The organism is Helicobacter suis (genome assembly GCF_902196125.1).
GTDB lineage: Bacteria > Campylobacterota > Campylobacteria > Campylobacterales > Helicobacteraceae > Helicobacter > Helicobacter suis_B.
The window spans coordinates 1-26,813 of sequence record NZ_CABIKG010000011.1 but is presented as its reverse complement, the minus strand read 5'-3'; the positions used below and the strand labels follow the sequence as shown (position 1 = coordinate 26,813).

Sequence of the window (26,813 nt, the reverse complement as noted above, 5' to 3'; positions counted from 1 at the left end):
CACAATTGGTAAATGCATGAGAAATCAGATTAGCTTAAATTAAGTTATAATATTTGATCTTGTTTTAGGGGTGATTGATGGCTGCTATCTATCCTTATGTCTTGATCGTCCATTTAATTTGTGCCATTATTTTTATTGGCTATTTGTTTTTTGATGTGGTGATTTTCCCTAATGTTAAACGGCTTTTTGGCGAGGAAATTGCACAAAAGGCAAATCAAGGAATCAACCAGCGAGCCATTAAAATCATGCCTATTTGCGTGCTATTGCTTTTAATAACAGGGGGCATGATGGTAAGTCAGTACATGGGTGGGGATAAGGGGTTTTTAGATACTCCCTTTCAAAAACTTTTGATGCTTAAAATCTTTCTAGCTTGCTTGATTTTTGCCATGGTAGGCATCGCCCTTACCTGCAAATTTCTAGGTAAGCCAAATCCTCTAGGTTCAATTATCCACCCAGCGGTTTTAACTCTAGGCGCTTTGATCATCATTTGTGCTAAACTCATGTGGTTTGTTTGATGTACTCTACTAACACAGCTTTCCCCTTATATCTTAAACTCTCTATCCACGCGTTTTTGAGGCGCTGTATTTAAATGGTTTTTAGTGGCGGTGTGAGAGGAGAGGGTGAAAGGAAAGTTGTGGAAAATGAAACTTTAAAGCGCGATATTAAACTGCGCCAATTACTCATGATTGCCTTAGGCGGGACGATTGGAACGGGTTTATTTGTAGGGACGGGGGGCAATATTGCTAATGCTGGACCTTTAGGGACTTTAATTGCCTATTTAATAGGGGGTATAATTGTCTACTCCATTGTTTTATCTTTAGGGGAGTTAGCCAGTGTCTACCCTTCAACCGGAAGTTTTGGGGATTATGCGAGTCGTTTTATTGGGCCCGCAACAGGCTACATGGTATTTTGGGTGTATTGGGTGGGTTGGATCATCTCTGTAGCTGTGGAGTACATCGCGGTAGGGTTTTTAATGCAAAGATGGTTTCCCCATGTCCCTGTTTATTACTGGGTGGGCGTTTGCTTTGTACTCATCTTTGTACTGAACTCTTTATCTGTGCGTATTTTTGCCGAAGGGGAGTTTTTTTTAGCCTCCATTAAAGTTTTAGCCGTCTTTATTTTTATTGTCTTAGGAATAATCGGGATTTTATACCAAGCCTATTTGCATGGCTTAAGCAGTGTTTTACATAATTTTTATTTTAGTGCTAATCCAACACGCCACCTTAGCCCCGGATTTTTTCCTAAAGGGAGTTATGCCATTTTTGGGGTGGTTTTAGCCGTGATCTTTGCTTACACAGGCACAGAAATTATTGGCGTAGCTGTGGGCGAAACTAAAGATCCAAGTTCTGTGATGCCAAAGGCAATTAAAGCTACTTTATGGCGCATTGTCTTTTTCTTTTTGGGTTCTGTTTTTATTATCTCTGTTTTTTTACCCATGACTGATTCAAGTATTTCACAAAGCCCCTTTGTTAGCACGCTAGAGCGTATCCCTTTGCCCTTTTTAGGTACAGGTATTCCTTATGCTGCAGATATTATGAATTTTGTCATCATTACTGCTATTCTTTCTACGGCTAACTCCGGTGTTTATGCCTCTAGCCGCATGATTTATGGCTTAGCCCAAAAAAAGATGTTTTTCCCTCTTTTTGCCAAACTCAATAACAAAGGAACACCTGTTTATGCGGTTTATCTTTCTATGGCATTTACTTGTTTAGGCATGCTCACTAAAATTTATGCACCCGAAAAAATCATTGAAGCGCTTATTAACCTCATTAGTTTTACTGTTATTATTGTCTGGATTAGTGTGAGTGTGGCGCAGTATAATTTCCGCAAACAATTTATCGCTTCAGGCAAATCTTTAAAAGATTTACCCTACCGCGCTCCATTTTTACCCTTGATTCAATTTGTAGGGATTAGCGGGTGTATTGTGGGGGTGGTTGGGGCTTATATAGACCCTGAACAGCGTATTGGAGCTTATGCAGCTTTAATCTATGTGTTTTTCTGTTATATTGCCTATTATGTAACCAAAAATAAATGGGGATACTGCCCTCAAATGGGGCTAGATTAAACAAAGTTTAGCTATACTGGAGCGGTTTGTGTGTAAAAATAACTTAAAGGAAGTTCTATGAGGTTTATGGCATTAAGTGTAGCGTTAGCCACAGCACTAGGGGCTGCTACGATTAATATCCAAAGCATGCCACCGGTGCAAAAACGCGTAGGTGCAGATAGTGGGAATAGTACTATCTATTCTTACCACGATTCTGTAAAAGAGGCAACTAAGGCTGTTGTAAATATTTCTACCCAAAAGAAAATCAAGAGCAATTTTATGGGCGGAGGAATGTTTAACGATCCTTTCTTCCAGCAATTTTTTGGGGATTTATACAACGCAATTCCTAAGGATCGCATAGAAAGGGCTTTAGGAAGCGGGGTGATCATTTCTAAAAATGGCTACATCGTTACTAATAACCATGTCATTGATGGGGCGGATAAAATCTCTGTAACCATTCCGGGGAGCAATAAAGAATATTCAGCTACTTTAGTTGGTACAGATGCAGATAGCGATTTAGCCGTCATTAAGATCAATAAAGAAGATCTACCTGTGATTCGATTCTCAGATAGTAGCACCACTTTAGTAGGGGATTTAGTTTTTGCTATTGGTAATCCTTTTGGGGTGGGTGAAACTGTAACACAAGGCATTGTCTCAGCTTTGAATAAAACCGGGATTGGGATTAATAATTATGAAAATTTTATCCAAACCGATGCAGCGATTAATCCGGGTAATTCCGGCGGGGCTTTGATTGATAGCCGCGGGGGATTAGTGGGCATTAATACGGCTATCTTGTCTCGCACGGGGGGTAATCACGGTGTGGGTTTTGCAATTCCTTCTAACACCGTTAAACACATTGCAACCCAGCTTATTAGAACCGGCACTATCCATAGGGGTTATTTGGGTGTAGGGATTCAAGATGTGAGTAGCGAATTACAAGATAGTTACAATGGTAAAGAGGGGGCTGTTGTGATTAGCATTGAAAAAGACTCACCGGCTAAAAAAGCGGGCTTGATGATCTGGGATTTAATCACAGAGGTCAATGGCAAAAAGGTTAAAAATGCGGCTGAATTGCGCAATCTCATTGGCTCTCTTGCACCTAACCAGCATATCACCCTTAAATACATACGCAACAAAAGAGAGTACACAACAAGCCTTGTATTAGCTGAGCGCAAAAATCCCAATAGAAGAGAAACCAGTACAACCCATGAGGGCGTAAATGGCCAATTAAGCGGTATTAAAGTTGAAACCCTCACACCTAGATTGCGCAAAGAAGCGCATATTCCTGAAAATATCCATGGCGTGTTTATCCAAGATGTCAAGGATAATTCTAAAGCCCAAGAATTAGGCTTTAGACAAGGAGATGTGATCATGCAAATTGAAAATGTCAGCATTAGAAATATTGAGGATTTCAACCGCGCGCTCACACGCTATAGAAATATAACCAAACGCTTCTTAGTCTTTGATCCAAATAGAGGCTATAAACAAATTGTGGCTAAGTGAGTGTTTTAGCTAGGGAGGGGATTTCTGAGAAAAAAATAGGGGCGTGTTTTAGAGATAATTTAACTTTCTTTAAAGCACATTTACCTGAGCTTTATAACAAACTTTTACCCCCGCCCACTCTTTATAATCTTCTTTATGATGCAGGCGGGATCAATATTCTTAATCTTACAAATGCTACTTTACTCTTCCCCTGTTTAGAGGGCAAACACCAGATGTTAGCCATCTCAAAAGACTGGGCAAAACGCATTTTAAATAACCCAAAATGGCAACTCCATGATAATGGGGTGAGTTTAGATTCAAGTACGCTTTCTTTAACTAATCAGGCTTGTCAAGCTATGATTGAAATGGTTAGTACTTACCCTTGTAGCCAAGAGTACCGCTTAGGACAAAATTTTTACCCGCCTACAGCTATTTATGGGCTAGCTGGAGGGCTATTTTTGGCCTTATTGTTAGAACAGGGGGCTTTTTTCCATGCGCTCTATCTCTTTGAAGAACACATAGATTTACTGCGCATTAGTTGTTACTTTATTGATTATAGATGTTTGTTTAATGCAACCCCACCTAATAGTTGCGTGATTAGCCTTGAAAAGCTTAATACAAACCTTTTACAACATATTTTTATCCATAAGAAAATCACCCATAGTTTTTTACATTTAGAATTTGACCCTTATAAAAATAAAATAAGCCAAGAAGCAGCCCACCGCTTTAACATGGCTAAAAAAAGCGCCTTGAGAGGTTGGGGTAGCTTTGAAGATGAAATGTTAGGTTTAAACAACACTTTAGAAAATTTTAAATACAACCCTTTTTTACTCCACCCAAAAAGAATCAAGCGCATAGAAATGCCTATTTGTGTTGTGGGTAATGGGCCTAGTTTAAATAATCTACTCCCCTTTTTAAAAAAGCATGCTAAAGAAATGGTGATCTTTAGCTGCGGTACAGCGCTTAAGGTACTTAAATCGTATGGGGTTTTAGTAGATTTTCAAGTTGAAATTGAACGCATTGGTTATTTAAAAGAAGTGTTATTAAACGCCCCCTTAGGTGATACGCCTTTAATGTGTGCGAATATGATTAATCCAGAAGCTTTTTTATTGGCTAAAGAATCTTACATGTTCATGCGTGGGGGTAGTGCTAGCGGGTATATTTGGCCTCATTTAAGTATAGAGTATAGCGCCCCCTTTGTAGGCAATGCCGGAGTAGCGCTAGCTAGCCTATTTAGCTCTACTTTAATTTTATGCGGGCTAGATTGTGGCTATATAGAAGGGCAGAGCAAACATGCCAAAGGCTCTTATTATGGGGTTGAAAAGCCCTCTATCCCTTTTGATACCCTAGAAGTACTCTCTAATTTTAAAGATACAAGGGTATTTAGCGATGGGTTGTTTTTGCTCTCTCAAATGCAAATGTCTATGCTATTTGCTAAACAAAAAACACGGGTTTATAATCTCTCTAGTGGGGCTTTTATTAAACACACAATCCCCACTCGCCCACAAGATTTACATTTTAAACCCTATCAAAAATTAGAAGCTATCCGGCACATCAAGCAAGCCTTTAAAAAAAATCAAACCCCCACTCTTAGTACAACTCCCCTAGAAACTTTCCAAACAAAACTAAACACTCTCCTACAAACCTCTATTACAAGTAAAAAAGACTTATACCACTTAATAGATTGTATTAGTACTTTGGGTGTAAAAAGTATCCAAGAAGAACCTTTAGCCGGTATTCTTTTAGAGGGCTCTTTATCGCATATGTGTTTACACATGCTAGTCTCTTCTTTGCATCTCAAACAAAGCGATATTCCTAACTTTTATATGCAGGCTAAAGAAATTTTATTATCCACTTTAGAAAAAATGATAGGGCGCTACCGCTGGCAAGTTTTGCAACACCAAAGCAAGGTCTAGGGCATGTTTTCAATATTGTATTTGTAGCGCTGTTTTTCTAACTCAAGCTCAAGGCGGTGTTTTTCCTCCTGAAGTAATTCTTTTTGGCTGGATAATTTTTGAATCACGCGGCTAGTGTAATAAATATTATTGGTCAAATAAATTTTGGGGGTAAAAAGAATCAAAGCAATAAATAACATAGCCAAAACCATAGCTAAAGAAGCAGGGGAGAGTCCTTGTTTCTCTTTTTGTTCATGTGCAAATAAAGCCTCTCGTTCCTTATTACTAGTTCTAAGACGCCTCTCCTCCATCTCCTCTAAATGCGGCTCTACCATTAAATCTTCTTAAAATAAAACGCGCGCATTTTAGCACTGCGCGCACGCCTATTTTCTTGAATTGCCTTTTTGCTAGGGACTATGGGCTTTTTAAAGAGCAACTCCCCCCTGCTTTGTGCCCACTCTTTAAAGGCGTGCTTGACTTTTCTATCCTCTAAAGAGTGAAAAGAGATAATACATACAAGCGCTTCCTCTAAACTCTGCACACACGCCAAAAGCTGATCTAAATTGTGCATTTCAGCATTAACTTCCATTCTAATAGCCTGAAAGATCAAAGTTGCAGGGTGGTGCTTGCTATGGCGGCTATGCTGGCTTATAAAATCTGCAAAATCTTTTGCACTATAAAAGGGTCTATTTTGCACAATCAAGTTAGCCATTTTCTTAGGCGCATACACCTCTCCTGCCTGTAAAATCTTTTCTAAGGCATAGACGCTATAGGTGTTAATCACTTTAGAGGCGTCTAAACTCTGATTCATATCCATGCGCATATCTAAAGTGGGGGCGTTAAAGCTAAACCCCCGATTTAAATGATCTAATTGTAAAGAACTCACCCCTAAATCTGCTAAAACCCCACAAACGCGATTTTCCTTTAAAAGAGAGGGCAAAATAGTTGCAAAATTCCCACTTTTTAAAGAAAAACGGCGTATAAAGGGTGTGAGCTTTTCTAAGGCTTGCTTGCTAGCCTCTTTATCTCTTTCTATACCAATAATACGCAGATCTGGGTAAGTTTGGAGTAAGGCTAGGGTATGCCCGCCTAAACCTAAGGTGCAGTCTATTAAAACAGGCTTTAAATAAGATTTAATCACTTCTTGGAAAATAGCAACAACTTCTTCTAATAAAACACTTTGGTGCAGAAACTTTCCTTTTATGGGTTGCATGGGCATAAGCCGAGTTCTGTCGTGGGTGGTTATTTATCTATGGGTGGGTTTTACAACCCACCTCTTGCGAAGTGCCGCATTTAAGACTCTACCATGCACTTCTTGCTACGGATTGGGTTTACCTAAGCCAGCCCCAATTGCTTGGGGTGCGGTGGGCTCTTACCCCACCTTTTCACCCTTACTCTAAAAAGAGCGGTTCTTTTCTGTGGCACTTTCCCTTAGCTTACGCTAGCCATCCGTTAAATGGAATCCTGTCTTGAGTAGCTCGGACTTTCCTCTTTGGTTTGACCCAAAGCAACCACCGCCCATGCAAGGCGCATTATAAAGTAAAATTTCTTAGAAAACAAGCCTATAATTCACTTTCTGGCAAAATTTTAGACCAATTTTTAATAAAGCGCAAAAAAGGCGAAGTGTCCGGAGGCTTGATATGGCGCACCACCTGCCCGCCTTCCACCCCCTCCCACACTAAGCGCGTATGGAGTGCATGTTTTTCTAAGAGTAAATGCCAACTAGCGCGCATTTGATCTTGCATGCGCTGCTCTAAATAGGCAGCAAAATCGCTATTATCAAACACCACCACCGATTCGGTGTTAATATTAGCCGAGCGCGCGTCTAAATTAAAACTACCGATCCAAGTTTTTTGCCCATCAAAAATCAAGGTTTTACTGTGCAACGAATTTTTAAAACGGCCCTTTATTTTAGGTTTAAGCCCCTTGCGGGTGTATTTGACATAGTGGAAAAAATCGCTTTTAATCTCATAAACATTAGCCCCCGCCTTAACTAGTTTTTTAGCATACCGCTCCCATGCCCCATAAACCACAATGGCATCTGTGGAGGCTAATGAATTAGTTAAGATATTTACCTCTAAACCTTGATCAAGTTTTTCTGTTAGAAGTTTTAGAAGAGTTGGGCCCGGGATAAGATAGGAGGAGGCGATGTATAAAGAATTAGTGGTTTGTTTGAGAATATCTTGGAGGGCTTGATTAATGGGTGAATGGGGTTTAAGATCGTGGATTTTAAAGGGGCTATCAGCAATAAAAGAGGCTTTACCCTCATAAGCTTTATTTCTCTTATGAATGAGTTTTTCTATAAAGGCTTCCACTTGCTCATCATAGCTATTTTGCTCGCCTAAAAGTAATTTAGAAAGGCTCTGGTAATAGGTCTTGGCGTATTTTTTCAATTTGGCATGGCTAGGCAGCATATTAGCAGGGACAGCATCTTTAAAATTCCAGTAGTCTAAAAAACTTTTCTTAGCCTGCAAACTCACAGCCCCTAAAAACAGCGCATCGGTGTCTAAAAAGTTTTCTTCTAAATCATTATCAAAGTAAACATCAGCGATATTACGCCCCCCGATAACTAAAGCCACATTATCCACAATAAAAATCTTGTTGTGCATTCGTTTTTCAATCTGATCGTAATTGGCCATGATCTCAAAATAGCGCAGGCCTCTATTGCGGATATGATAGGGGTTAAAGATTTTAACATCAATATTAGGGTGGGTATTAAGCATGATAATATCTGACATGTCTGAATCTAATCCATTATCATCAATGAGTAGCCGCACTTTCACGCCTCTATTAGCCGCCTTGTAAAGCTCAGACATCATCACCCGCGAAGAGATGTCGTTTTTATATAAATAAGTTTGGATATCTATATTGTGCACGGCTAAACGAATTAATGCGATGCGCTGCAAAAGGGCTTTATCCCCCTCTTGTAAAATAAAGCCTAAGCTTTTAAGTGGGTCTTTTTGCAAAGTCTTTGCATAAATCTGGCCTAAGGGAGTTTGCAAAGGGTCATAGGTTTCTAGGCTTTTGTAGGGTTCTTTTAATGTTTTAAGAGAGAGACAGCCACTTAATAAAAGGCTTATACAGATACATAAAAAACGCCACAACTAGCTAGCCTATTTTTACCCCTATTAATCTAGCATCTTCTCTTTAGGCAAACACAACGCCGCAATAAACATTAAAACCATTAAAACCGCCACATACACAAAAAAACCATTTTCCATATGGGCGTTTTTAAACTGCAAAGCCACATAAGGGGTTGATCCCCCACATAGCGCATTACCCAAAGCAAAACTAAAACCCGTGCCTAAGGCGCGGACATGTTCAGGAAAGAGTGAGGCTTTAAAGATACCCGCAATGGAGGTATAAAAACTCAAGATTAAAAAGAGTGTGATCACGATGCAAAAGGCTAAAACCGGACTATGCGCGTAGGTAGGCAAGAGTTTAAAGAGGGGGTAAATGCCAAAGAAGGCTAGAATAGTAAAGACTAGAATTGCGTTTTTATGCCCGATTTTATCCCCTATGATTCCAAAAAGCGGCTGGATAACCATTAAAACAAAGAGTGCTCCCATAAAAATTTGATTCACTATAGGTTTAGCCATGCCCGCATTTTCTAGGTAAGTTTTAGCGTAAGTGGTGATAGTATAAAAGGCTAGAGACCCACCGGCACTAATGATAAAGACAATTAAGCATAAATTCCAATAGGGCAATAAACCCTTTAAAGTCCCGCGATCGCTATGCTCTTCTAATTCACTAGAACTCTCATCCATTACCCGCCGCGCGATTAAAGAGCCCAAAGCCAAGAGTCCGCCTAGCACAAAGAGAATGCGCCACGCAAAAGCCCCCATTTGCTCCACACTAAAAAACAATAACACTAGTTCAATAGAGGCCACCGCTAAAAACTGCCCTCCAATTAGCGTGCTATATTGGAAAGAACAGTAAAACCCGCGTTTGCCTTTAGAACCTAATTCAGATAAATAAGTGGCAACAATGCCATATTCTCCACCTACGCTTAAGCCTTGAATCATGCGCGCTAATAATAAAAGCAAAATCGCTAAATCGCCTACCTTTTCTTTAGTGGGCAAAGCCGCGATGAGAAAAGACCCGGCAGCCATTAAGCATACAGATAAAATCATGGATTTTTTACGCCCGATTCTATCAGCTAGCGATCCAAAGAGCCAAGAACCGATAGGGCGGATAAAAAAGCCGGCTGCAAAAATGCCAAAAACTTGGATTTGTTGGATAATAGGGTTACTTGATTCTGAAAAGGAATGGGCAAAATAAGTAGCGCTAAAGGCATAGATATAAAAATCAAACCATTCAACTAAATTTCCGCTAGCGGCTGCAACAATCGATCGGATTTTTTGGGCACGGTTGAGATTTTGCATTAGCGTCTCCACAACCCTCTAGCCTTCTCAAGCAGGCTAGGTTTTTGCCTTTTAACAAAGCGCCTCAGCGTGGCTAAAAAGTGATGCCACTCATGGATTTCCATTGCTGGAATGGCTCCGGCGTAGTTAGTGTGGGGGGGTAAATCCTTGCCCACAGCCCCCTTACCCCCAATTTGGCTAAACTCGCCAATGTGCATATGCCCGCCTGTGCCTACTTGCCCGCCTAAAACAACATTGCGCCCCATAGTCGTAGAACCTGAGAGTCCTACTTGAGACACAATAATAGAATGTTCGCCCAAAACGCAGTTATGCCCCACTTGTACAAGATTATCAATTTTAACCCCCTCTTTAATGTGGGTGATGCCAAAGACAGCGCGATCGATAGTGGTATTTGCCCCAATTTCTACCCAATCATCAATGCGTACACAGCCGGTATGCTCAATTTTTACATGCGTGCCTTGTTTAGTGTGGGCATATCCAAAGCCGTCGCTACCAATTACGCTATTAGCATGGATATAGACATGATTACCAATAGTGGTGTTTTGATAGATAGTAACGCTAGGATAAATCTTACAATGCGCGCCAATTTTGACATGATCGCCTAGCACGACATTAGCCATGATCACGCTATGATCGCCAATTTCTACGCCTTCACCCACCACCACATTTGGCATTAAAATAACGCCCTCGCCTAGTTTTGGGCTATTTTGAGCATGCGGGTTTGCAAACATCTCTGTTTTAAAGGCATCTGAGATAAGAGCAAAGGCAAGGTGGGGGTTTTCTACGATAAGGGCTTGGCTAATTGAGGGGACTTTGTTTGCATGTTCAGCGCGGATAAAAACAGCCCCAGCCTTAGTATCTTTGAGTTTTTTAACATAGGATTTTTGATCCACATAGCTAATATATTCAGAAGTGGCTAATTCTAAAGGCGCAACCCCAGCCACCTCAAAATCTTTAAAATTAGAGGGGGGGGTAACTTCTAACGCATAGGTTTTAAGTAAATGTTGCAAGGTCATGCAAACTCCTTAGTAGAACTGATTTTTATAATTTCAAGTAAGTCTTTGGCTTTCAAAGAGGCTTTGCCAACAAGCACGCCATCTACAGAGGATAAATTCAAAATTTCCTCTACATTGTTTAGTTGTACACTCCCGCCATAAACAATAGGTGCAATGCTACCGTGTACATGTTTTAAGCTTTGTTTTAACCCCTCTAAAGTTTCTTTAATCTCTTTAATTTGCGCGCTAACCCCCGTACCAATGGCCCAAATAGGTTCATAGGCTAGAATGAGTTTAGGATAAGACACATCAATACCATCTAGTTGGTTGGTTAAAAACTCTAAAAGTGTTTTTAAACCTTTTTGGCGCACTTCTAAAGACTCCCCTATACAAAAGACGATCTTAAAGCCTTGATCTTTATAAAAATCAAACTTAGCACGGCACATTTCTAAACTTTCTTGTAAAAGTAAGCGCCTTTCGCTATGCCCGATTAAAAGAGTCTCTATTTTTTGTGCTTGTAAGGCCTTTAGTGTGATCTCCCCAGTAAAAGCGCCCTCCAAAGCGGGGTAAGCATTTTGTACGCCTAGTTGGAAGTGCTTTGAAGAGCTAAATTTTTCTAGTGTAAGCAGGGGAGGAAAAAGCGTGATAAAGGGGGCTAATTTAGAATCTAAATTTTGCTCCAAATAATCTACATAGGGCAAAACATCTAATGTATACGCCTTTAAATTAGCCAAAACATATTTCACACCACACTCCAAAAAGTTTCTCAAACATCTTAACCTACAAATCCTAATTCAAAGTTTACTCAAAAATATCATAAATGCGCTACTATTTGGGCAAAATTTTTCAAAATACGAGGCAGGCATGCAGCAAGAGGAAATCATTGAGGGGTATTATGGGGTTAGTGCAGAGCGCAAAAAAAGCGGAATCTATGCCAAACTAGATTTTTTACAAAGCGCCACCGGGCTTATCTTAGCGCTTTTTATGATCGCGCATATGTTTTTAGTGAGTAGTATTTTAATTAGCGATAAGGCAATGGAGACGGTGGCTAAGTTTTTTGAGGGGAGCTTTTTAATTAAGGCAGGGGAGCCAGCAATTGTAAGTATCGTAGCCGCGGGGGTGATTGTGATTTTAGTTGCCCACGCATTTTTAGCCATGCGCAAATTCCCTATTAATTATCGCCAATACCAGATTTTTAAAACCCATAAACACCTCATGGCCCATGGCGATACAAGTTTATGGATGGTGCAAGCAGGAACGGGTTTTGCGATGTTTTTCCTAGCTAGTATTCATCTTTTTGTCATGCTCACCCAGCCTAGCAGCATTGGCCCGCATGCCTCCTCTTATCGTTTTGTTACCCAGCATTTTTGGTTGCTTTATATCTTTTTGCTTATTTCTGTAGAGTTGCATGGCTCTATTGGGCTTTACCGCTTGGCTATTAAATGGGGGTGGTTTAAAGATTTAGGCATTGAACAATTACGCAAAATCAAATGGGGCATGAGTGTGTTTTTTATTGTGCTAGGCTTACTCACCTACGCAGCTTATATCAAAAAAGGCATAGCCGGAAAAGAGGCAGGCATTACAACGATGCAACAAGCCAAACAAGCCGATGAAAGACTCCATAAAGACTAAAAAGGATTTGAAATGAAAATTGTTTATTGTGATGCGTTGGTGGTGGGGGGCGGTTTAGCGGGCTTGCGCGCTAGCATTGCCTGCCGCCAAATAGGTTTAGATGTGGTGGTGCTTAGTTTAGTGCCTGTAAGACGCAGCCACTCGGCCGCCGCGCAAGGGGGCATGCAGGCAAGCTTAGGCAATGCTAAGATGAGTGAGGGGGATAATGAAGATCTGCATTTTTTAGACACGGTTAAGGGAAGCGACTGGGGCTGTGATCAACAAGTAGCGCGCATGTTTGTAACCACCGCACCTAAGGCTATCCGCGAGTTAGCCAGTTGGGGCGTGCCTTGGACTCGCATTAAAAAGGGCGATCGACCAGCAGTGATTAATGGCGAACATGTAACCATTACTGAGCGCGAAGATCGCCATGGTTATATCTTGAGCCGTGATTTTGGGGGGACTAAAAAGTGGCGTACTTGCTTTACTGCTGATGCCACCGGCCATACCATGCTTTATACTGTGGCTAATGAAGCCTTGCATCATAATGTCAAAATTGAAGATCGTAAAGAGGTGATCGCACTTATCCACCATGGGGGTAAATGTTATGGCGCGGTGGTGCGCGATTTAATCACTGGGGAGTTAGCCGGCTATGTCTCCAAAGGTACACTTCTAGCTACAGGGGGCTATGGGCGGGTTTATAAACACACTACAAATGCTGTAATTTGTGATGGCTCCGGGATAGCTAGCGCTTTAGAAACAGGGGTGGCTAAGCTAGGTAACATGGAGGCGGTGCAGTTTCACCCTACAGCACTTGTACCCAGCGGAATTTTAATGACTGAGGGGTGCAGAGGCGATGGGGGAGTTTTGCGCGATAAAGATGGCTACCGTTTTATGCCCGATTATGAACCAGAGAAAAAAGAATTAGCCAGCCGCGATGTGGTGAGTCGGCGCATGCTAGAGCATATCAAAAAGGGTAAAGGCGTACCCTCACCTTATGGGGAACATTTATGGTTAGATATTTCTATTCTAGGGCGTGCGCATATTGAAAAGAACTTACGCGATGTACAAGGCATTGCTAAAACCTTTGCAGGGATCGATCCAGCCGATGAGGGGAGCAAGGGTTGGGTACCTGTTAAGCCCATGCAGCACTATTCAATGGGGGGTTTGCGTACCGATTGTAAGGGGCATACCCACCTTAAAGGGCTTTTTTGTGCCGGTGAGGCGGCATGTTGGGATTTACACGGGTTTAATAGGCTAGGGGGTAATTCGGTGAGCGAGGCTGTGGTGGCTGGAATGATCATTGGGGATTATTTTGCCCAGCACTGTAAAAGTGCAGAATTAGATATTAGTACCCACATCGTAGAGAATTTTATCCGCGCAAGTGAGGATTATTTGCATGGCTTGTTGCACAATGAGGGTAAGGAAGATGTGTATGTCATTAGAGAGCGCATGCGCGAAATCATGGACGACAAAGTGGGCGTGTTTAGAGAGGGTAAAGTTTTAGAGGAGGCTTTAAATGAACTTGAAGATCTCTATAAACGCTCTAAAAATATCCAAGTGAAAAACAAAAAACTACATAATAACCCCGAGCTAGAGGATACCTACCGCACCCAAAAAATGCTTAAAATCGCGCTTTGTATTGCCAAAGGCGCGCTAGATCGCACCGAAAGCCGCGGGGCGCATACCCGTATTGATCACCCTAAAAGAGATGATGCTAACTGGCTTAATCGCACCTTAGCCTCTTGGCCTGATCCTAACCAAACCTTGCCCACACTAGAGTATGAGCCATTAGACATTATGAAAATGGAAATTAGCCCAGATTTTAGGGGCTATGGCGCAAAGGGTAATTTTATCCCCCACCCACTCAAAGAGAAAAGAGATGCAGAAATTGCCCAGATTACAGAGGAAATCAAGGCTAAGGGGGGGAATCGCTACGATTTACAAGAAGCATTAATGCCCTTTGAGTTGCAGGAAAAATATAAAGCTAGAAATATCAGACTAGGAGAAGAGTCATGAGTCGCACCATTACCATTAGAGTTTTAAAATTTGACCCCCAAAGCGCGGTGTCTAAACCCCATTTTAAAGAATATAAACTTGAGGAAATCCCTTCTATGACGCTTTTTATTGCGCTAGGTATAATCCGTGAAAAGATGGATCCGGATTTGAGCTTTGATTTTGTGTGCCGCGCGGGGATTTGTGGGAGCTGTGCGATGATGATTAATGGCCGTCCGCGCCTAGCTTGTAAAACCCTCACTTCTAATTTTAGCGAGGATACAATTACGCTTATGCCCATGCCCTCTTTTCCTCTGATTAAAGATTTAAGCGTGAATACTGGCGAATGGTTTGCACAAATGGATGCACGCGTGCAAAGTTGGGCACACCATAAAAAAGAGGTGGATATTACCCGCCCAGAGGAGCGCATCGATCCAGATGAAGCGCAGAATGTTTTTGAACTTGATCGCTGTATTGAATGTGGGTGTTGTATTGCAGCTTGTGGGACTAAACTTATGCGGCCTAATTTTATTGGGGCAGCAGGAATGAATCGCGCGGTGCGCTTTATGCTTGATTCGCATGATGAGCGCAGCGACGAGGATTTTTATGAATTAGTAGGCGATGATGATGGGGTTTTTGGGTGCATGAGTTTGATTGGTTGCCATGACACTTGCCCTAAAGAATTGCCCTTACAAGGTACTTTAGCCGATTTACGCAACCGTATGTCTAAAGTTGGGCGTAGCCGCTGATTTAACATGCAAAGCCCCCAGTACCACTAACCCTACAAAAAAACTCCCCTCAATAAAGAAAGAAAAGGGATCAAAGCCGATCCCTAGCACAATATAAAAACAAAGCATGCTCAGCATGAGTAAGCAAAAGATAGGCTGGGTTTTTAAAGCACGCCAAAATAGAGTAAAAATAACCCCCCAAAGTAGCAAAAGTACCCCTAGTCCAAAAAGCCCAGTGCGCGCAAGGGTGTTAAAAATCTGGTTATCGTATTTTTCGGTACAATCAATGGTATTTGTTTTTCTATAAGAGTGGGCTAGTTTTACAATTTCTTCTAAATGCTTGCATTTGGTGCTTAAACTCATGCCAAAGAGAGGTGAGAGGCGCACAATAGCGATGGCCTCCCTCCAGCGTGCAAGCCGTGCCCCAATGCTAGAATCAGGGTTTTTATGCTCATAGAGCTCTAAATCTTGTTTAAAAGATTGGCTAATTTCTCTTGGGGCTTGGATAAGATGTTTGGTTTCTAAGGCTTGGTTACAAAAAAACATACCGGTAAAAATAAGAGTGAGGCTAAACATATAGGGCAGAGCATGCAAGGATTTTTGCAGGGTTAAAATAAAAATAGAGAGGATTAAAAAAGTACAAATAAAAGCAATCCATGCGCTTCTAGTCGCGCTAAAAAGCAGTACTAAAAAGCCTAAAAACATGGCTAAAGTGAAGGCGATTTTTTCATTTTTATTAGCATAGTAGATAGCATAAATATAACAGCCCAAGATTGCAACAGAGCTAAGGGTTACAAAACCTACAATAGTGCTTAAACCATCGGTGCGTGCCACAGCAAATATAAGCCGTTGGATAAGCGCAATAACACCATTGATTGCACAGGTAAAGGCCATGCTATAAAAGATAGGTTTGTAATTAAGATCTAAAGAGATTCCGCTTAAGCAAATAAGAGTTATTGCGCCAAGTAAATAGATCAAAGGCATGTTAAGTATACGCAAATTGTAGCGCCAAGTTTGTAGATCGCTTTGTACAAATAAATTAGGTAGAACACAAAGAAAAGAAAGCAAAAGGGCAATAACAAGCCATTTAAGAGGTTTGTTCAATGCTAAGGGGGGTTTGTATTTGAGATAATAGATTAAGGATGCTAATGCCAAAAGCACCAATAAAATCTGTGCCATTGGCTTTTTAAAGGAAGTGAGAAAAAAGAGAGCAAAAAAGAGGGTGGCTACCCGGTTAAGGGCGCATAGCTGCATTAGCGGGTTTTAATGCCTAAGGCGCTAGTTAGATCGGTGTAGCGATCGTGGTGGGTGCGTTTTAAATAATTTAATAAACTTTTGCGTTGCCCTACCATTTTTAAAAGACCTAAACGGCTGGAATGATCTTTTGGGTTACTTTTTAGATGCGTAGTTAAATCAGCAATTCTTTGGCTTAAAAGCGCGATTTGTACCTCACAAGAACCCGTATCATTTTCCTGTCTTGCAAAGCGTTTAGTGATCTCTTGTTTTTTCTCCATACTCAAAGCCATAGCTACTCCTTAAAAATAAATAAAGCGCCCATTATAACCTAAAAAGTCAAATTTTATATGAAAGATTGTAAAATGGCTTTCATTTCTTAAAAATTAGAGGTGATGATAGTCTGTGGCTAGCAATAAGCAAAAGAGCATTCTTAAAAGAACCTTTCCTTTCTTAAGACAACTCACCCAGTCTAAAGATTTAACGGTTGTGGCTTTTGTGATCGCCATTTTAGGCATCATCATCGTGCCCCTACCCCCTTTTTTATTAGATTTTTTACTCACCATTTCTATTGCCCTCTCTGTGCTTATTATTCTTATTGGGCTGTATATCACCAAACCCACCGATTTTAGCGCCTTTCCTACTTTGCTTTTAATTGTAACTTTGTACCGCCTTGCTCTTAATGTGGCTACCACGCGCATGATTTTAACACAAGGCTATAAAGGCCCTAGCGCGGTGAGTGATATTATTAGCGCCTTTGGAGAATTCACGGTTAGCGGGAATTATGTCATTGGTACGATCATCTTTAGTATTTTGGTACTGGTTAATCTTTTAGTAGTTACTAATGGCTCAACCCGTGTTACAGAAGTACGCGCGCGTTTTGCCTTAGATGCAATGCCGGGTAAACAAATGGCCATTGATGCGGATTTAAACTCCGGATTAATTGATAGCGAAGAGGCTAAGAGAAGACGCGCAAGCTTAACACAAGAGGCAGATTTTTACGGCGCAATGGATGGGGCTAGTAAATTTGTTAAAGGCGATGCAATTGCCTCTATTATTATTACGCTGATTAATATCATCGGGGGCTTTTTAGTGGGGGTGTTTCAAAGAGATATGAGTGTGAGTTTTAGCGCCTCTACTTTTACGATTTTAACAATTGGCGATGGGCTAGTAGGGCAAATTCCTGCCCTTATTATTGCCACCGCAACCGGTATTGTCGCGACGCGTACCACCCAGCATGAAGAAGAAAATTTTGCTAGTAAGCTTATCACCCAGTTAACCGATAAAAGCAAAACCCTAGTGATCGTGGGTTGTGTTCTTTTGCTTTTTGCTAGTATCCCCGGGCTACCTACTTTTTCTATGGCCTTTGTGGGGAGTTTGTTTTTATGCATTGCATGGCTCATCTCAAGAGAGGGTAAGGACAATCTTTTTGCTAAGTTTGAAAGGTGGCTGGGTAAAAAAACAGGCATAGACTTAGCGCCTAAAGAATCTACCCCCCTTGATCAAGCCCCCGCGCGTACCCAAAAGAGCGCAGAGGAGATTAAAAAAGAAGAAGAGCAGGCCATTAATGAGGTGCTTAAAATTGAATTTTTAGAGCTTGCTTTAGGTTATCAACTCATTTCTTTAGCCGATGTCAAGCAAGGCGGAGATTTGCTTGAGCGCATTAGAGGCATTAGAAAGAAAATTGCAAGCGATTATGGCTTTTTAATGCCCCAGATTCGTATCCGTGATAATTTACAACTCCCACCTACTCACTATGAGATCAAACTTAAAGGAATTACAATTGGAGATGGGAGCGTGATGCCAGATCGCTTTCTTGCAATGAATACAGGTTTTGCAGGCAAGCAAATAGAGGGTATTGCTACTAAAGAGCCGGCCTTTGGAATGGATGCGCTTTGGATCGAGCCTAAGGATAAAGAGGAGGCGATCATTCAGGGTTATACTATTATTGATCCTTCTACCGTGATTGCCACACACACTAGCGAACTAGTTAAAAATTACGCGGAGGAATTTATTACTAAAGATGAGGTTAAATCGCTTTTAGATCGTTTAAGCAATGACTACCCGGCCATTGTAGAGGAGGCTAAAAAAGTCCCTACGGGAGTGATTCGATCTGTCCTGCAAGAACTCTTGCATGAAAAAATCCCGATTAAAGACATGCTCACTATTTTAGAAACCATTACCGATATTGCCCCGAGTGTGCAAAACGATATTGGCATTTTAACCGAACAGGTGCGCGCTAGACTTTCGCGCGTGATCACTAATATTTTTAAATCTGAAGATGGAACGCTTAAACTGCTGACTTTAAGCACAGCTACCGAACAATTTTTACTCAATAAGCTAAAAGATCAGCCCTCCGGGAAATTCTTGCTTTTAAACGCAACAGAAATGCAACAATTAATAGAAAATGTTTCAGCTGAATCCATGAAGATTTTACAGCGCGGCATTGCCCCAGTTATTTTAATTGTCGATCCAGAGTTGCGCCGCCCACTCTCTTCTAAAATGGAGCAATTTAAGATTGATATTGTGGTGCTTAGCCATGCTGAATTAGACACCAACGCTAAGTATGAGGTATTGGGTACAATTAATATCAACTTTTAAGGAATGGCATGCAGGTTTTTCATTTATCCCACATTGATTTAGATGGCTATGGTTGCCAGTTTGTTAGCCGTTGTTTTTTTAGTGAAGTCAAGTTTTATAACGCTAATTATGGGCGCGAGGTAGGGGCTAGGTTGCATGAAATCATCGCTGATACCAAAAAGGCTATCGCTCAAGGGGAGAGAGATATTTTAATTTTAATCACAGATTTAAACTTGACTTTAAATGAGGCGCAGTTTTTGCAAGAACAAAGCGATGCCTTGCGCCTCTCTGATCAAAAAATCCAAGTATTACTACTTGATCACCACGCCACAGGTTTAGAGGCCTCTAAGGCTTATTCGTGGTATTTTTTAGACACAGAGCGCAGCGCTTCTAAGATCACTTGGGAAACTTTAAAGGCGCAATACCCACTCAAAGAGGGGAGTAATAAAGAAAAATTAGAACTATTGGTGGCGATGATTAATTCTATTGATATTTGGAAAGAGGGGGAATTTGGCTTTGATTTAGGCAAGGTGTGCATGCGCATGATTGCTAGCACCCATGAACTTAATCGCTTCATGTTTGATCAAGAACACCGCGTTTATAAATTTATTCTCTTAGAAAAGGTGCTTAGTTATTTAGATCAAGATAACGGCGCTGTACTCTTTGATAACGATCTATTTAAATTAAAAAAAGAGGCTTTAGGGGGCGATCCAGATAAAGAAATCATGGATGATATTGCCTCTAATGCGCAGGTGGCTTTACTTTCGCGTAAAAAAGAGGAGTGCAAGGTCTCTTGTGGGGATAAAGTAGGGTTTATGAGTTATGCGATGGGGGGTATTAGCGTGCTAGCCAATCTCTTTTTAACCCAAAATCCTGAGTTTGATTTTTATATTGATGTGGGGTTTAAGGGTTCGGTGAGTTTGCGCTCCAATGGGAAATGCGATGTGAGTCAATTAAGCCAGCAATATTTTAATGGCGGGGGGCATAAAAATGCTAGTGGAGGAAAAATTGAGGATTTTAAAGAGAGTTTTAGTTACTATGATATTAAGGAGCAACTAGAAAGGGCTTTTAGCAAAGAAAAAGAGAGTAAAGGGTTTTTCACCAACCGCTTTAACTTTTGAGCTTTTTAAACCTTAGAAAGGAGAGATGGTGCGTTTATCTGTTTTTTTGCCTTTTTTGCTAGGGGCTTGTTTTTTGACTGGGTGTGTGAGTTATCAGCTTAGGCCAGAGAACATTACCAGTTATAATAATGGGATTAAAGTTCTCACATCAGGCAAGGCTAAATCTAAGGTACAAATTGAAGTTGCACAAAAGAAACTCAAAGGGCTAGATAACCCGCCCTTAGTTATATATGTGGGGGCGCAAGTTATAGGGGGTAACCCGGTGGATTTTGACACTTCTAATATTTCTGCGAGCGAAAATGGGGTGGAGTTACCGGTATTAACTTTCCAACAAATGTTTAAATCCAGTTATGATTTTGAACCCATTTTACAAAGTTATAATATTGCCACCCCAGATAGCAATATTGCAACAAGTGGCATAGGTCCCTCTATGTTTTATTATGGACAAGGGGGTTTTTTAGCCTATGACATGATGTTTGGGCCCTTTATGATGATGGATGATGTACAAACCCAAGAGATTATGCAAGAGGAAAGACAGGCTTTTAAAATCATGGCAATTAACTACCTTAAACGCTCCACTCTAAGAGTAAATGGGAAGGCAAAGGGTGGCTTTGTGGTGATTAACCCTAGGGCGATCATGCCCGGAGTTGTCATGATTAAGGTGTCTTTAGAGGGGGAAGTACACACCTTTAAACTAGATGTACGCTAAAGGAAAGTCTTTGCAAAATTTAAAAGAGCAATTAGAATATCTTAAAAGAGTTGATTCTCTTAAAGACCTTGAGGATTTGCGCTTAAAGATTTTAGGCAAAAAGGGAATCTTGGCTCAGGCTTTTAGCGATCTAAAAAACCTTAACTCTGAGGAAAAAAGTAAGCAAGCTGCTAAGCTTAACCAATTTAAAGAGAGCTTTATTACCCTGCATGCTAAAAGAAAGCAAGAATTACAGGCCTTAGAGTTAGAGCAAAGGTTATTCTCTGAAAGGCTTGATCCTAGCCTAGCAAATACTCATTTTAATGCGAGTTTAGGCCACCCGCTTAACTACACAAAGAATCGCATTATCACACACTTCACCCAGCGGGGCTTTAAACTCCATTTAGGAAAGCTTATAGAAGATGATTTTTATAATTTTAGCGCGCTTAATATCCCCCCCCATCACCCCGCCCGCGCCATGCAAGATACTTTTTATTTTAAAGATTCTAAGCTTTTGCGTACCCACACCTCGCCCGCGCAGATTCATGCCATGCAAAGCCAGAACCCTCCGCTTAAAATAATTGCCATTGGGCATACTTTTAGGCGCGATCACGACACCACCCACACGCCTATGTTTTCTCAAATGGAAAGCTTAGTTGTGGATAAAGGGGTGCATTTTGGGCATCTCAAGCACATTTTAGAGGAATTTTTGCAGGCTTTTTTTGGAGAAATTAAAGTGCGTTGGCGTGCAAGCTTTTTTCCCTTTACAGAACCTAGCGCTGAGGTAGATATTAGCTGTGTCTTTTGCAAGCAAAAGGGGTGTAAGGTGTGCAAACAAAGCGGTTGGTTGGAGGTTTTAGGGGCAGGCTGTGTACACCCTGCTGTTTTTAAAAATGTAGGTTTAAAGAATGTTAGCGGGTATGCCTTTGGGCTAGGAATAGAGAGGCTTGCTATGCTCTCTTGTGGGATTAATGATCTGCGTAGTTTTTTTGAAACAGATTTGCGCTTTTTAAAGGCTTTTTAAATGTTGCTACACACCGCCCACTTAGATTATTTTTTAGATACAAAGATACTAGATGTTTTGCAACTTAGCGAGGATTTAGCCGCGCGTGGGTTAGAGGTAGAAAGCAAGCGCTTTTTTAGCTGGCAAAATGTGCTCGTTGCAAAGATACTTACAAAGCAAAAACACCCCAATGCCGAGAAATTAAGCCTTTGTCAGGTTGATAGCGGATCGCAGGTTTTAGAAATTGTATGCGGGGCGCATAATGTAGAGGCGGGGCAATTTGTGGCCTTAGCGCTAGAGGGGGCGTGTCTGCCGGCTATTAATACGCATATTAAACCTAGCACAATTCGCGGGGTAAAAAGTTTTGGCATGATTTGCTCAGCCAAAGAATTAGGTTTGCCTTCCCTTTATGAGGGGATTTTAATCTTAGATGATAGTTTGCATAAAAGCCCTCTAACTCCCGGTATAGCTCTTGATCAACTTGATTTTTTTCAAGGCGCGCTTTTAGATATTGCTATTACGCCTAATCGCGGGGATTGTTTAAGTGTACTAGGTCTAGCTAAAGAGATCGCAGCTTTGTATTCTTTAAAACTCACTCTACCCCAAAACCCCCCTTTGCAAAACCCGCTTTCCTTGAACCTTCCACAAGACTTACCCCTTGCTTTAGGCTATGCTTCTTTTGAGTTAGAAAAACCACATCTACCCTTAGAAATTTTGCTCACTTTAGCCCTACAAAATAACCTACAAAAAAGCCCCCTTTCTAATCTTTTAGAGTACACCACCTATTTAAGCGGTGTTGTTGTGCATGCCTACCCTGCGCATGTCTCTTTACATATCCAAAAAGATTCTTTAGGTTTTGTGCGGGTTTTCAACGCGCAAAAAGAGCTCTCTAACATCGCTGTATCCTCATCCCAGATAGAAGATCTAAATTGCCTACTAGAGGCGAGTTTTTTAGACCCTAACTACATAGCCACCAGATTACACGCAAACAACCTAGAACATAACGCCCTAACCCAGCGTACCACCCGTGGGAGCAACCCCCATGTGGGTTTAGCCTTTGGAATTTTGCAGACTCTTTTAAAGCGTTTTAAAATCCCCTTTTCTTTGCATTTGCGCTTTTTAAGCCCCCCACTAAATCCTAAAACCCTAGAGATAAGCGCTTTAAAAATTGCCAAGATTTTAGGCCTAAGGCTTTCTAGTAAGAAAATCCAAAATGTCTTAGAGGCTTTGGGCTTTATAGTGCAGCATAAAAATTCTAATTTAGTTGTACAAATTCCGCTTGATCGCCATGATATTATGCTTGAGGAGGATATTGCAGAGGAAGTACTGCGCCTTTTAGGCCTAGATAAAATCCCCTCTACTCCCCTGCCTCTCTTTGAAAAGCAAATTAATAACCCCCACTACACCCGTTTTCTCTTTGAGCGCCAACTAGCTAACAAAGCCCTAGCTCTGCAATTTGTTGAAGTGGTGCATTATCTTTTTACTAAAAGAGAAAATTTAGAAAAGCTAGGCTATCCCGTTTTACAAGAACATTTAGATTTACTTAATCCTATTAGTAGCGATCTTAACACCCTGCGCACTTCTTTAATCCCCGGGCTTTTAGAAGCAAGCAAACGCAATAAAAATTTGGGCTTTAAAAGCATCGCTCTTTTTGAATTAGGTAGTGTATATAGCGCACAAAGAGAGGAAGGGCAGAGTTTGGCTTTTCTAGCCAGTGGGCTACAGATTTTGCCCCACTATCCCCACCCTAGAGGGCTCTCTTGGGATTTTTATAGCTTTGCGCGTACGCTTTCTCAAATCATAGGCCCTTTTGATCTTAAACCCCTTAGCATAAAAGAGTACCAAGAGTACCCCTTTTTAAACACCACCTACCACCCCCACCAAAGCGCACAGATTATAAAAGAGGGGCGCTCTTTAGGCTTTTTAGGTGCGATTCACCCGGCAATGATCCAACAAGAAGATCTTTTAGAGGGCTTTATTGCTGAGATCAATAGTACCCTACTTTATCCTAAGCCCTATCAAGCTCAAGAGTTTTCTAAAATGCCTACCAGTTTACGGGATTTAACGGTGATAGTGGATAAAGGTTGTATCTTTGCAAAGATTAAAGATAAACTTTTAGAAGCAAACATTGCCCACTTACAAGAAGTTTTTGCTTTAGATATTTATCCTGAAAATGCTAATCAAATAGCCCTAAGTTTGCGCCTAAAAATCCAATCTCAAGAGGCTTTAAACGATGTTGCTATAGAAGAAGTAGTTAGGCATGCTCTGTATGTACTTGAACAACACTTTCAGGCTAAACTTAAATGATCTTGCAGATTAGCCCGGCTAAAAGTTTTGAATTAGAGTTAAAAGAGCTTAGCCCGGATAAATCTTTGAGTCATCGCGTGTTTTTATGCGCCCTTTTTACTAGTAAACCTTGTTTTGTGCAAGACCTACTCATGGGGCAGGATTGTTTGAGTACATTAAGCATTGTGAGGGCCTTAGGGCTTAGAGTGCAAAAAGAGGCGCACAACACACTTAAACTCACCCCTCCTAAACAATTCTTGCACTTCAACGAACCTAAAAAAGTGCTCCATTGCCATAACTCAGGTACAACCATGCGCCTTTTAAGCGGTCTATTAAGTAGTAGCGCTACCCAACAAAACCATTATATTTTAATAGGCGATGTTTCTTTAAGTGAGCGGCCTATGGGGCGCGTAATTATGCCTTTAAAGCAAATGGGCGCTCAGATAGAGGGGCGAGCACAGAATACTTTAGCCCCGCTTAGCATTCTAAGTACGCCTTTGCAAGGGATTAACTACACTAGCCCTCTTGCCTCCGCCCAGCTTAAAAGCGCCCTCTTATTTGCTACTTTGCAGGCTAAAAGTGCTAGCACCTTAAGCGAGCCATCTTTGAGCCGCAACCACACCGAATTAATGCTACAAACTTTAGGGGCTAATCTTAAAATTAGTAAACAGATAATCTTTTTAGAACCCTTAGATAAACCCTTAGAATCCTTTTCTTGGCGCATTCCAAACGATCCTTCTAGTGCCTTTTATTTTGCCTTAGCGGTTATGCTTGTGCCAAAAAGTGCAGTGCTTTTAAAAGGAGTACTTTTAAACCCCACACGCATAGAAGCCTTTAGAGTCTTAGAAAAAATGGGCGCACAGATAAATTACATGCCCACAGAATACATGGGCGCAGAGCAGATAGGAGATATTTATGTTGCACATGCCAGTTTAAAAGCCATTAATTTAGATAGCAACATTGCCTTTTTAATTGATGAATTGCCCGCTTTAGCGGTGGCTATGGCGGTGGCTAAGGGGGTGAGTGTGGTTAAAAATGCACAGGAACTACGCGTTAAAGAGAGCGATCGCATCACAACTACCCTAGCTAATCTAAAAAAAATGGGGATTAAATGCCAAGCCTTACAAGATGGCTTTAGCATTCAAGGGGGGAGTTTAAAAAGCCCTCAAGAACCCTTAGAGAGTTTTAATGATCATAGAATTGCTTTAAGTTTTGCAATAGCGCTTTTAGTCTGCGGAGGGGAGATTAAAAATACAGAGTGCGTGGCTATTTCCTTCCCTAATTTTCAAGAGATTTTAAACCAAATCACCCCCATTAAGGCAGTACATGCAAGTTAAAATGGCTAAAAATTATGGTTTTTGTTTTGGCGTGAAGCGGGCGATTGAGATTGCCCAAAAGAATAAAAATAGTGTAACTCTAGGGTCTTTGATTCATAATCCTAAAGAAATTAAACGACTTGAGCAAAATTTTAATGTCAAGGTACAAGAAAATGTAAGCGCTATTGAATCTAATAGCCATGTGATTATCCGTACCCATGGCATTCCTAAAAATGATTTGGCTTTGCTTAAAGAAAAGGGCGCGCATATCATTGATGCAACATGCCCTTATGTGATCAAACCCCAGCAAATTGTAGAAAAAATGAGTGCTAAAGGCTATCAGATTGTGATCTTTGGTGATGCGAATCACCCTGAAGTTAAAGGGGTGATTAGTTATGCACACACCCCGCCTTTAGTGATCAATTCTTTAGAAGAGATTTACACCCAAAAACTTTCTAAAAAAGTCGCGCTGGTTTCTCAAACCACCAAACAAACCCCTAAGCTCTTAGAAATTGCCTCTTTTTTAATTGTCCGTTGTGCTGAAGTGCGTATTTTTAATACGATTTGTAATGCCACCTTTGAAAACCAAGAAGCTGTAAAAGAGCTAAGCCAAGAGGTAGATATTATGGTTGTAGTAGGGGGTAAAACCTCTTCAAACACCAAACAGCTTTTTAACATCGCTAAAGAATTTTGTGCAGATAGCTATTTAGTAGAGGACTTTAAAGATTTAAACCCATCTTGGTTTGTGGGTAAAAAGCTTTGTGGTATTAGTGCAGGGGCATCTACTCCTGATTGGATCATTGAGGGAGTGAGAGAAAAGATTTTGGAGGTTTAGGGGCTATTATGCTTTTTAAGGATTTATATCTTTTTTAAAAGCTAGGTATACTTAGGTTGGAGTGCTAGTCTAAAATTTTTAATAGTGGTAATTATTTGTAGCGCGTTTATAATGTGTAAGCCTTTACCTCTAATTAAGTATTTTACAACCTGTAGCTTTTTGTAGCTTTTGTTGTGAAGTACTTAGCTTTAGCCAAGCCATTAAAAGGCATTAGCCAAAAGGTTAGGTGCTTAAAATAGCCGCATTGTAGGCCTTGTTAATTACAACTTGCGCCCTAAAGCCCCTAGCAAGAGTATGCCAAACTAGCGATCGTTTTGTTGGTGCAGTGGGTGCTAAGCGCATTTTAAGGCTATTTTTTGTGCTCTTCCCCAAGATTAAGTATTTAAGGGGAGCACTTGGAAATACCCGAACTTGCACAAGAGCAACTAGCTAATCTAATTCGATCTAAGCCGGTGCAATTTTCAAATGCAACACCTAAACATACCCCCCGCCTAACAAAATTATCATTCATTTATTTTAAAGGCAAACACGCTGGGGAGTGGAGAGACCAAGCAGAGGAGCGCAAGGTTAGACAATATGTATTAAAGCATATGGGCAACTTTGACATCACTAAAAG

At 40.9% G+C, this 26,813-nt stretch carries 23 protein-coding genes and 1 other RNA gene; 15 read left to right on the top strand and 9 right to left on the bottom strand.

What is annotated here, in order from left to right:
- Positions 1-77: 77 nt before the first annotated feature.
- From G6Q00_RS05360 to G6Q00_RS05345, 4 genes are all read left to right on the top strand, one after another.
- Positions 78-515: a CopD family copper resistance protein gene (locus tag G6Q00_RS05360; RefSeq protein WP_205426530.1), complete on the top strand. Its 438-nt coding sequence runs from the start codon at positions 78-80 to the stop codon at positions 513-515.
- A gap of 74 nt (positions 516-589) precedes the next feature.
- The gene (locus tag G6Q00_RS05355) at positions 590-2,065 is read left to right on the top strand and encodes an amino acid permease (RefSeq protein ID WP_205426529.1); all 1,476 of its coding nucleotides are present in this window, start codon (positions 590-592) and stop codon (positions 2,063-2,065) included.
- A 57-nt stretch (positions 2,066-2,122) separates the two neighbouring features.
- On the top strand, positions 2,123-3,547 hold the full coding sequence (locus G6Q00_RS05350; protein WP_163532332.1) for a Do family serine endopeptidase: 1,425 nt from the start codon (positions 2,123-2,125) through the stop codon (positions 3,545-3,547).
- Positions 3,544-5,442, top strand: coding sequence for a 6-hydroxymethylpterin diphosphokinase MptE-like protein (locus tag G6Q00_RS05345; RefSeq protein ID WP_163532331.1), 1,899 nt, complete (start codon positions 3,544-3,546; stop codon positions 5,440-5,442). Before G6Q00_RS05350 ends, G6Q00_RS05345 begins: the two co-directional genes overlap by 4 nt.
- On the opposite strand, the gene G6Q00_RS05340 is transcribed toward G6Q00_RS05345, so the two are convergent.
- The 7 genes from G6Q00_RS05340 to G6Q00_RS05310 all read right to left on the bottom strand — a co-directional run bounded on the left by G6Q00_RS05340 (position 5,439) and on the right by G6Q00_RS05310 (position 11,547).
- On the bottom strand, positions 5,439-5,756 hold the full coding sequence (locus tag G6Q00_RS05340; protein ID WP_163532330.1) for a hypothetical protein: 318 nt from the start codon (positions 5,754-5,756) through the stop codon (positions 5,439-5,441). The genes G6Q00_RS05345 and G6Q00_RS05340 overlap by 4 nt on opposite strands.
- The gene (rsmH, locus tag G6Q00_RS05335; protein ID WP_163532329.1) at positions 5,756-6,634 is read right to left on the bottom strand and encodes a 16S rRNA (cytosine(1402)-N(4))-methyltransferase RsmH; all 879 of its coding nucleotides are present in this window, start codon (positions 6,632-6,634) and stop codon (positions 5,756-5,758) included. Before rsmH ends, G6Q00_RS05340 begins: the two co-directional genes overlap by 1 nt.
- An RNA gene (gene rnpB / locus G6Q00_RS05330) (RNase P RNA component class A) lies at positions 6,625-6,947 on the bottom strand. The genes rsmH and rnpB overlap by 10 nt, the downstream gene beginning before the upstream one ends.
- 36 nt (positions 6,948-6,983) lie before the next feature.
- The gene (locus G6Q00_RS05325; protein ID WP_163499341.1) at positions 6,984-8,525 is read right to left on the bottom strand and encodes a phospholipase D family protein; all 1,542 of its coding nucleotides are present in this window, start codon (positions 8,523-8,525) and stop codon (positions 6,984-6,986) included.
- Positions 8,526-8,549: 24 nt separating this feature from the next.
- Positions 8,550-9,806 carry an MFS transporter gene (locus tag G6Q00_RS05320; RefSeq protein WP_205426528.1) on the bottom strand — a complete coding sequence of 419 codons (1,257 nt, stop codon included), beginning with the start codon at positions 9,804-9,806 and terminating at the stop codon, positions 8,550-8,552.
- Entirely contained in the window at positions 9,806-10,822 is a 1,017-nt protein-coding gene (gene lpxD, locus G6Q00_RS05315; protein ID WP_163532327.1) for a UDP-3-O-(3-hydroxymyristoyl)glucosamine N-acyltransferase, read from the bottom strand. Before lpxD ends, G6Q00_RS05320 begins: the two co-directional genes overlap by 1 nt.
- Positions 10,819-11,547: a triose-phosphate isomerase gene (locus G6Q00_RS05310; RefSeq protein WP_163532326.1), complete on the bottom strand. Its 729-nt coding sequence runs from the start codon at positions 11,545-11,547 to the stop codon at positions 10,819-10,821. Before G6Q00_RS05310 ends, lpxD begins: the two co-directional genes overlap by 4 nt.
- A gap of 118 nt (positions 11,548-11,665) precedes the next feature.
- Between G6Q00_RS05310 and G6Q00_RS05305 the strand changes: the two genes are divergently transcribed.
- The 3 genes from G6Q00_RS05305 to G6Q00_RS05295 are packed head-to-tail and all read left to right on the top strand — an operon-like array spanning position 11,666 to position 15,156.
- Positions 11,666-12,433 carry a fumarate reductase cytochrome b subunit gene (locus G6Q00_RS05305; protein ID WP_163499338.1) on the top strand — a complete coding sequence of 256 codons (768 nt, stop codon included), beginning with the start codon at positions 11,666-11,668 and terminating at the stop codon, positions 12,431-12,433.
- Positions 12,434-12,445: 12 nt separating this feature from the next.
- Complete coding sequence (locus G6Q00_RS05300) at positions 12,446-14,431, top strand: fumarate reductase flavoprotein subunit (protein ID WP_163532325.1); 1,986 nt, start codon at positions 12,446-12,448, stop codon at positions 14,429-14,431.
- A complete protein-coding gene (locus G6Q00_RS05295) occupies positions 14,428-15,156 on the top strand; it encodes a fumarate reductase iron-sulfur subunit (protein ID WP_163499336.1) in 729 nt (242 codons plus the stop codon). Before G6Q00_RS05300 ends, G6Q00_RS05295 begins: the two co-directional genes overlap by 4 nt.
- Here the strand turns inward: G6Q00_RS05295 and G6Q00_RS05290 are convergent.
- On the bottom strand, positions 15,118-16,389 hold the full coding sequence (locus tag G6Q00_RS05290; RefSeq protein WP_240331004.1) for an O-antigen ligase family protein: 1,272 nt from the start codon (positions 16,387-16,389) through the stop codon (positions 15,118-15,120). The genes G6Q00_RS05295 and G6Q00_RS05290 overlap by 39 nt on opposite strands.
- Positions 16,389-16,661, bottom strand: coding sequence for a 30S ribosomal protein S15 (rpsO, locus tag G6Q00_RS05285; RefSeq protein ID WP_034376968.1), 273 nt, complete (start codon positions 16,659-16,661; stop codon positions 16,389-16,391). The genes G6Q00_RS05290 and rpsO overlap by 1 nt, the downstream gene beginning before the upstream one ends.
- Before the next feature lie 112 nt (positions 16,662-16,773).
- On the opposite strand from rpsO, the gene flhA reads away from it, so the two are divergent.
- The 8 genes from flhA to G6Q00_RS05245 all read left to right on the top strand — a co-directional run.
- Entirely contained in the window at positions 16,774-18,969 is a 2,196-nt protein-coding gene (gene flhA / locus G6Q00_RS05280) for a flagellar biosynthesis protein FlhA (RefSeq protein ID WP_163532324.1), read from the top strand.
- 8 nt (positions 18,970-18,977) lie between these two features.
- Positions 18,978-20,069, top strand: coding sequence for a DHH family phosphoesterase (locus G6Q00_RS05275; protein WP_163532323.1), 1,092 nt, complete (start codon positions 18,978-18,980; stop codon positions 20,067-20,069).
- 25 nt (positions 20,070-20,094) lie between these two features.
- The gene (locus G6Q00_RS05270; protein WP_163532322.1) at positions 20,095-20,778 is read left to right on the top strand and encodes a hypothetical protein; all 684 of its coding nucleotides are present in this window, start codon (positions 20,095-20,097) and stop codon (positions 20,776-20,778) included.
- Positions 20,779-20,788: 10 nt separating this feature from the next.
- A complete protein-coding gene (gene pheS / locus G6Q00_RS05265; RefSeq protein ID WP_163532321.1) occupies positions 20,789-21,781 on the top strand; it encodes a phenylalanine--tRNA ligase subunit alpha in 993 nt (330 codons plus the stop codon).
- Positions 21,782-24,067, top strand: coding sequence for a YtpR family tRNA-binding protein (ytpR, locus tag G6Q00_RS05260; RefSeq protein ID WP_163532320.1), 2,286 nt, complete (start codon positions 21,782-21,784; stop codon positions 24,065-24,067).
- Positions 24,064-25,383: a 3-phosphoshikimate 1-carboxyvinyltransferase gene (gene aroA, locus G6Q00_RS05255; protein WP_205426526.1), complete on the top strand. Its 1,320-nt coding sequence runs from the start codon at positions 24,064-24,066 to the stop codon at positions 25,381-25,383. The genes ytpR and aroA overlap by 4 nt, the downstream gene beginning before the upstream one ends.
- The gene (locus tag G6Q00_RS05250) at positions 25,373-26,197 is read left to right on the top strand and encodes a 4-hydroxy-3-methylbut-2-enyl diphosphate reductase (protein WP_163532319.1); all 825 of its coding nucleotides are present in this window, start codon (positions 25,373-25,375) and stop codon (positions 26,195-26,197) included. The genes aroA and G6Q00_RS05250 overlap by 11 nt, the downstream gene beginning before the upstream one ends.
- 395 nt (positions 26,198-26,592) lie before the next feature.
- Positions 26,593-26,813 (top strand): hypothetical protein (locus G6Q00_RS05245; RefSeq protein WP_163532318.1); only part of this gene is annotated, 221 nt, incomplete at its 3' end.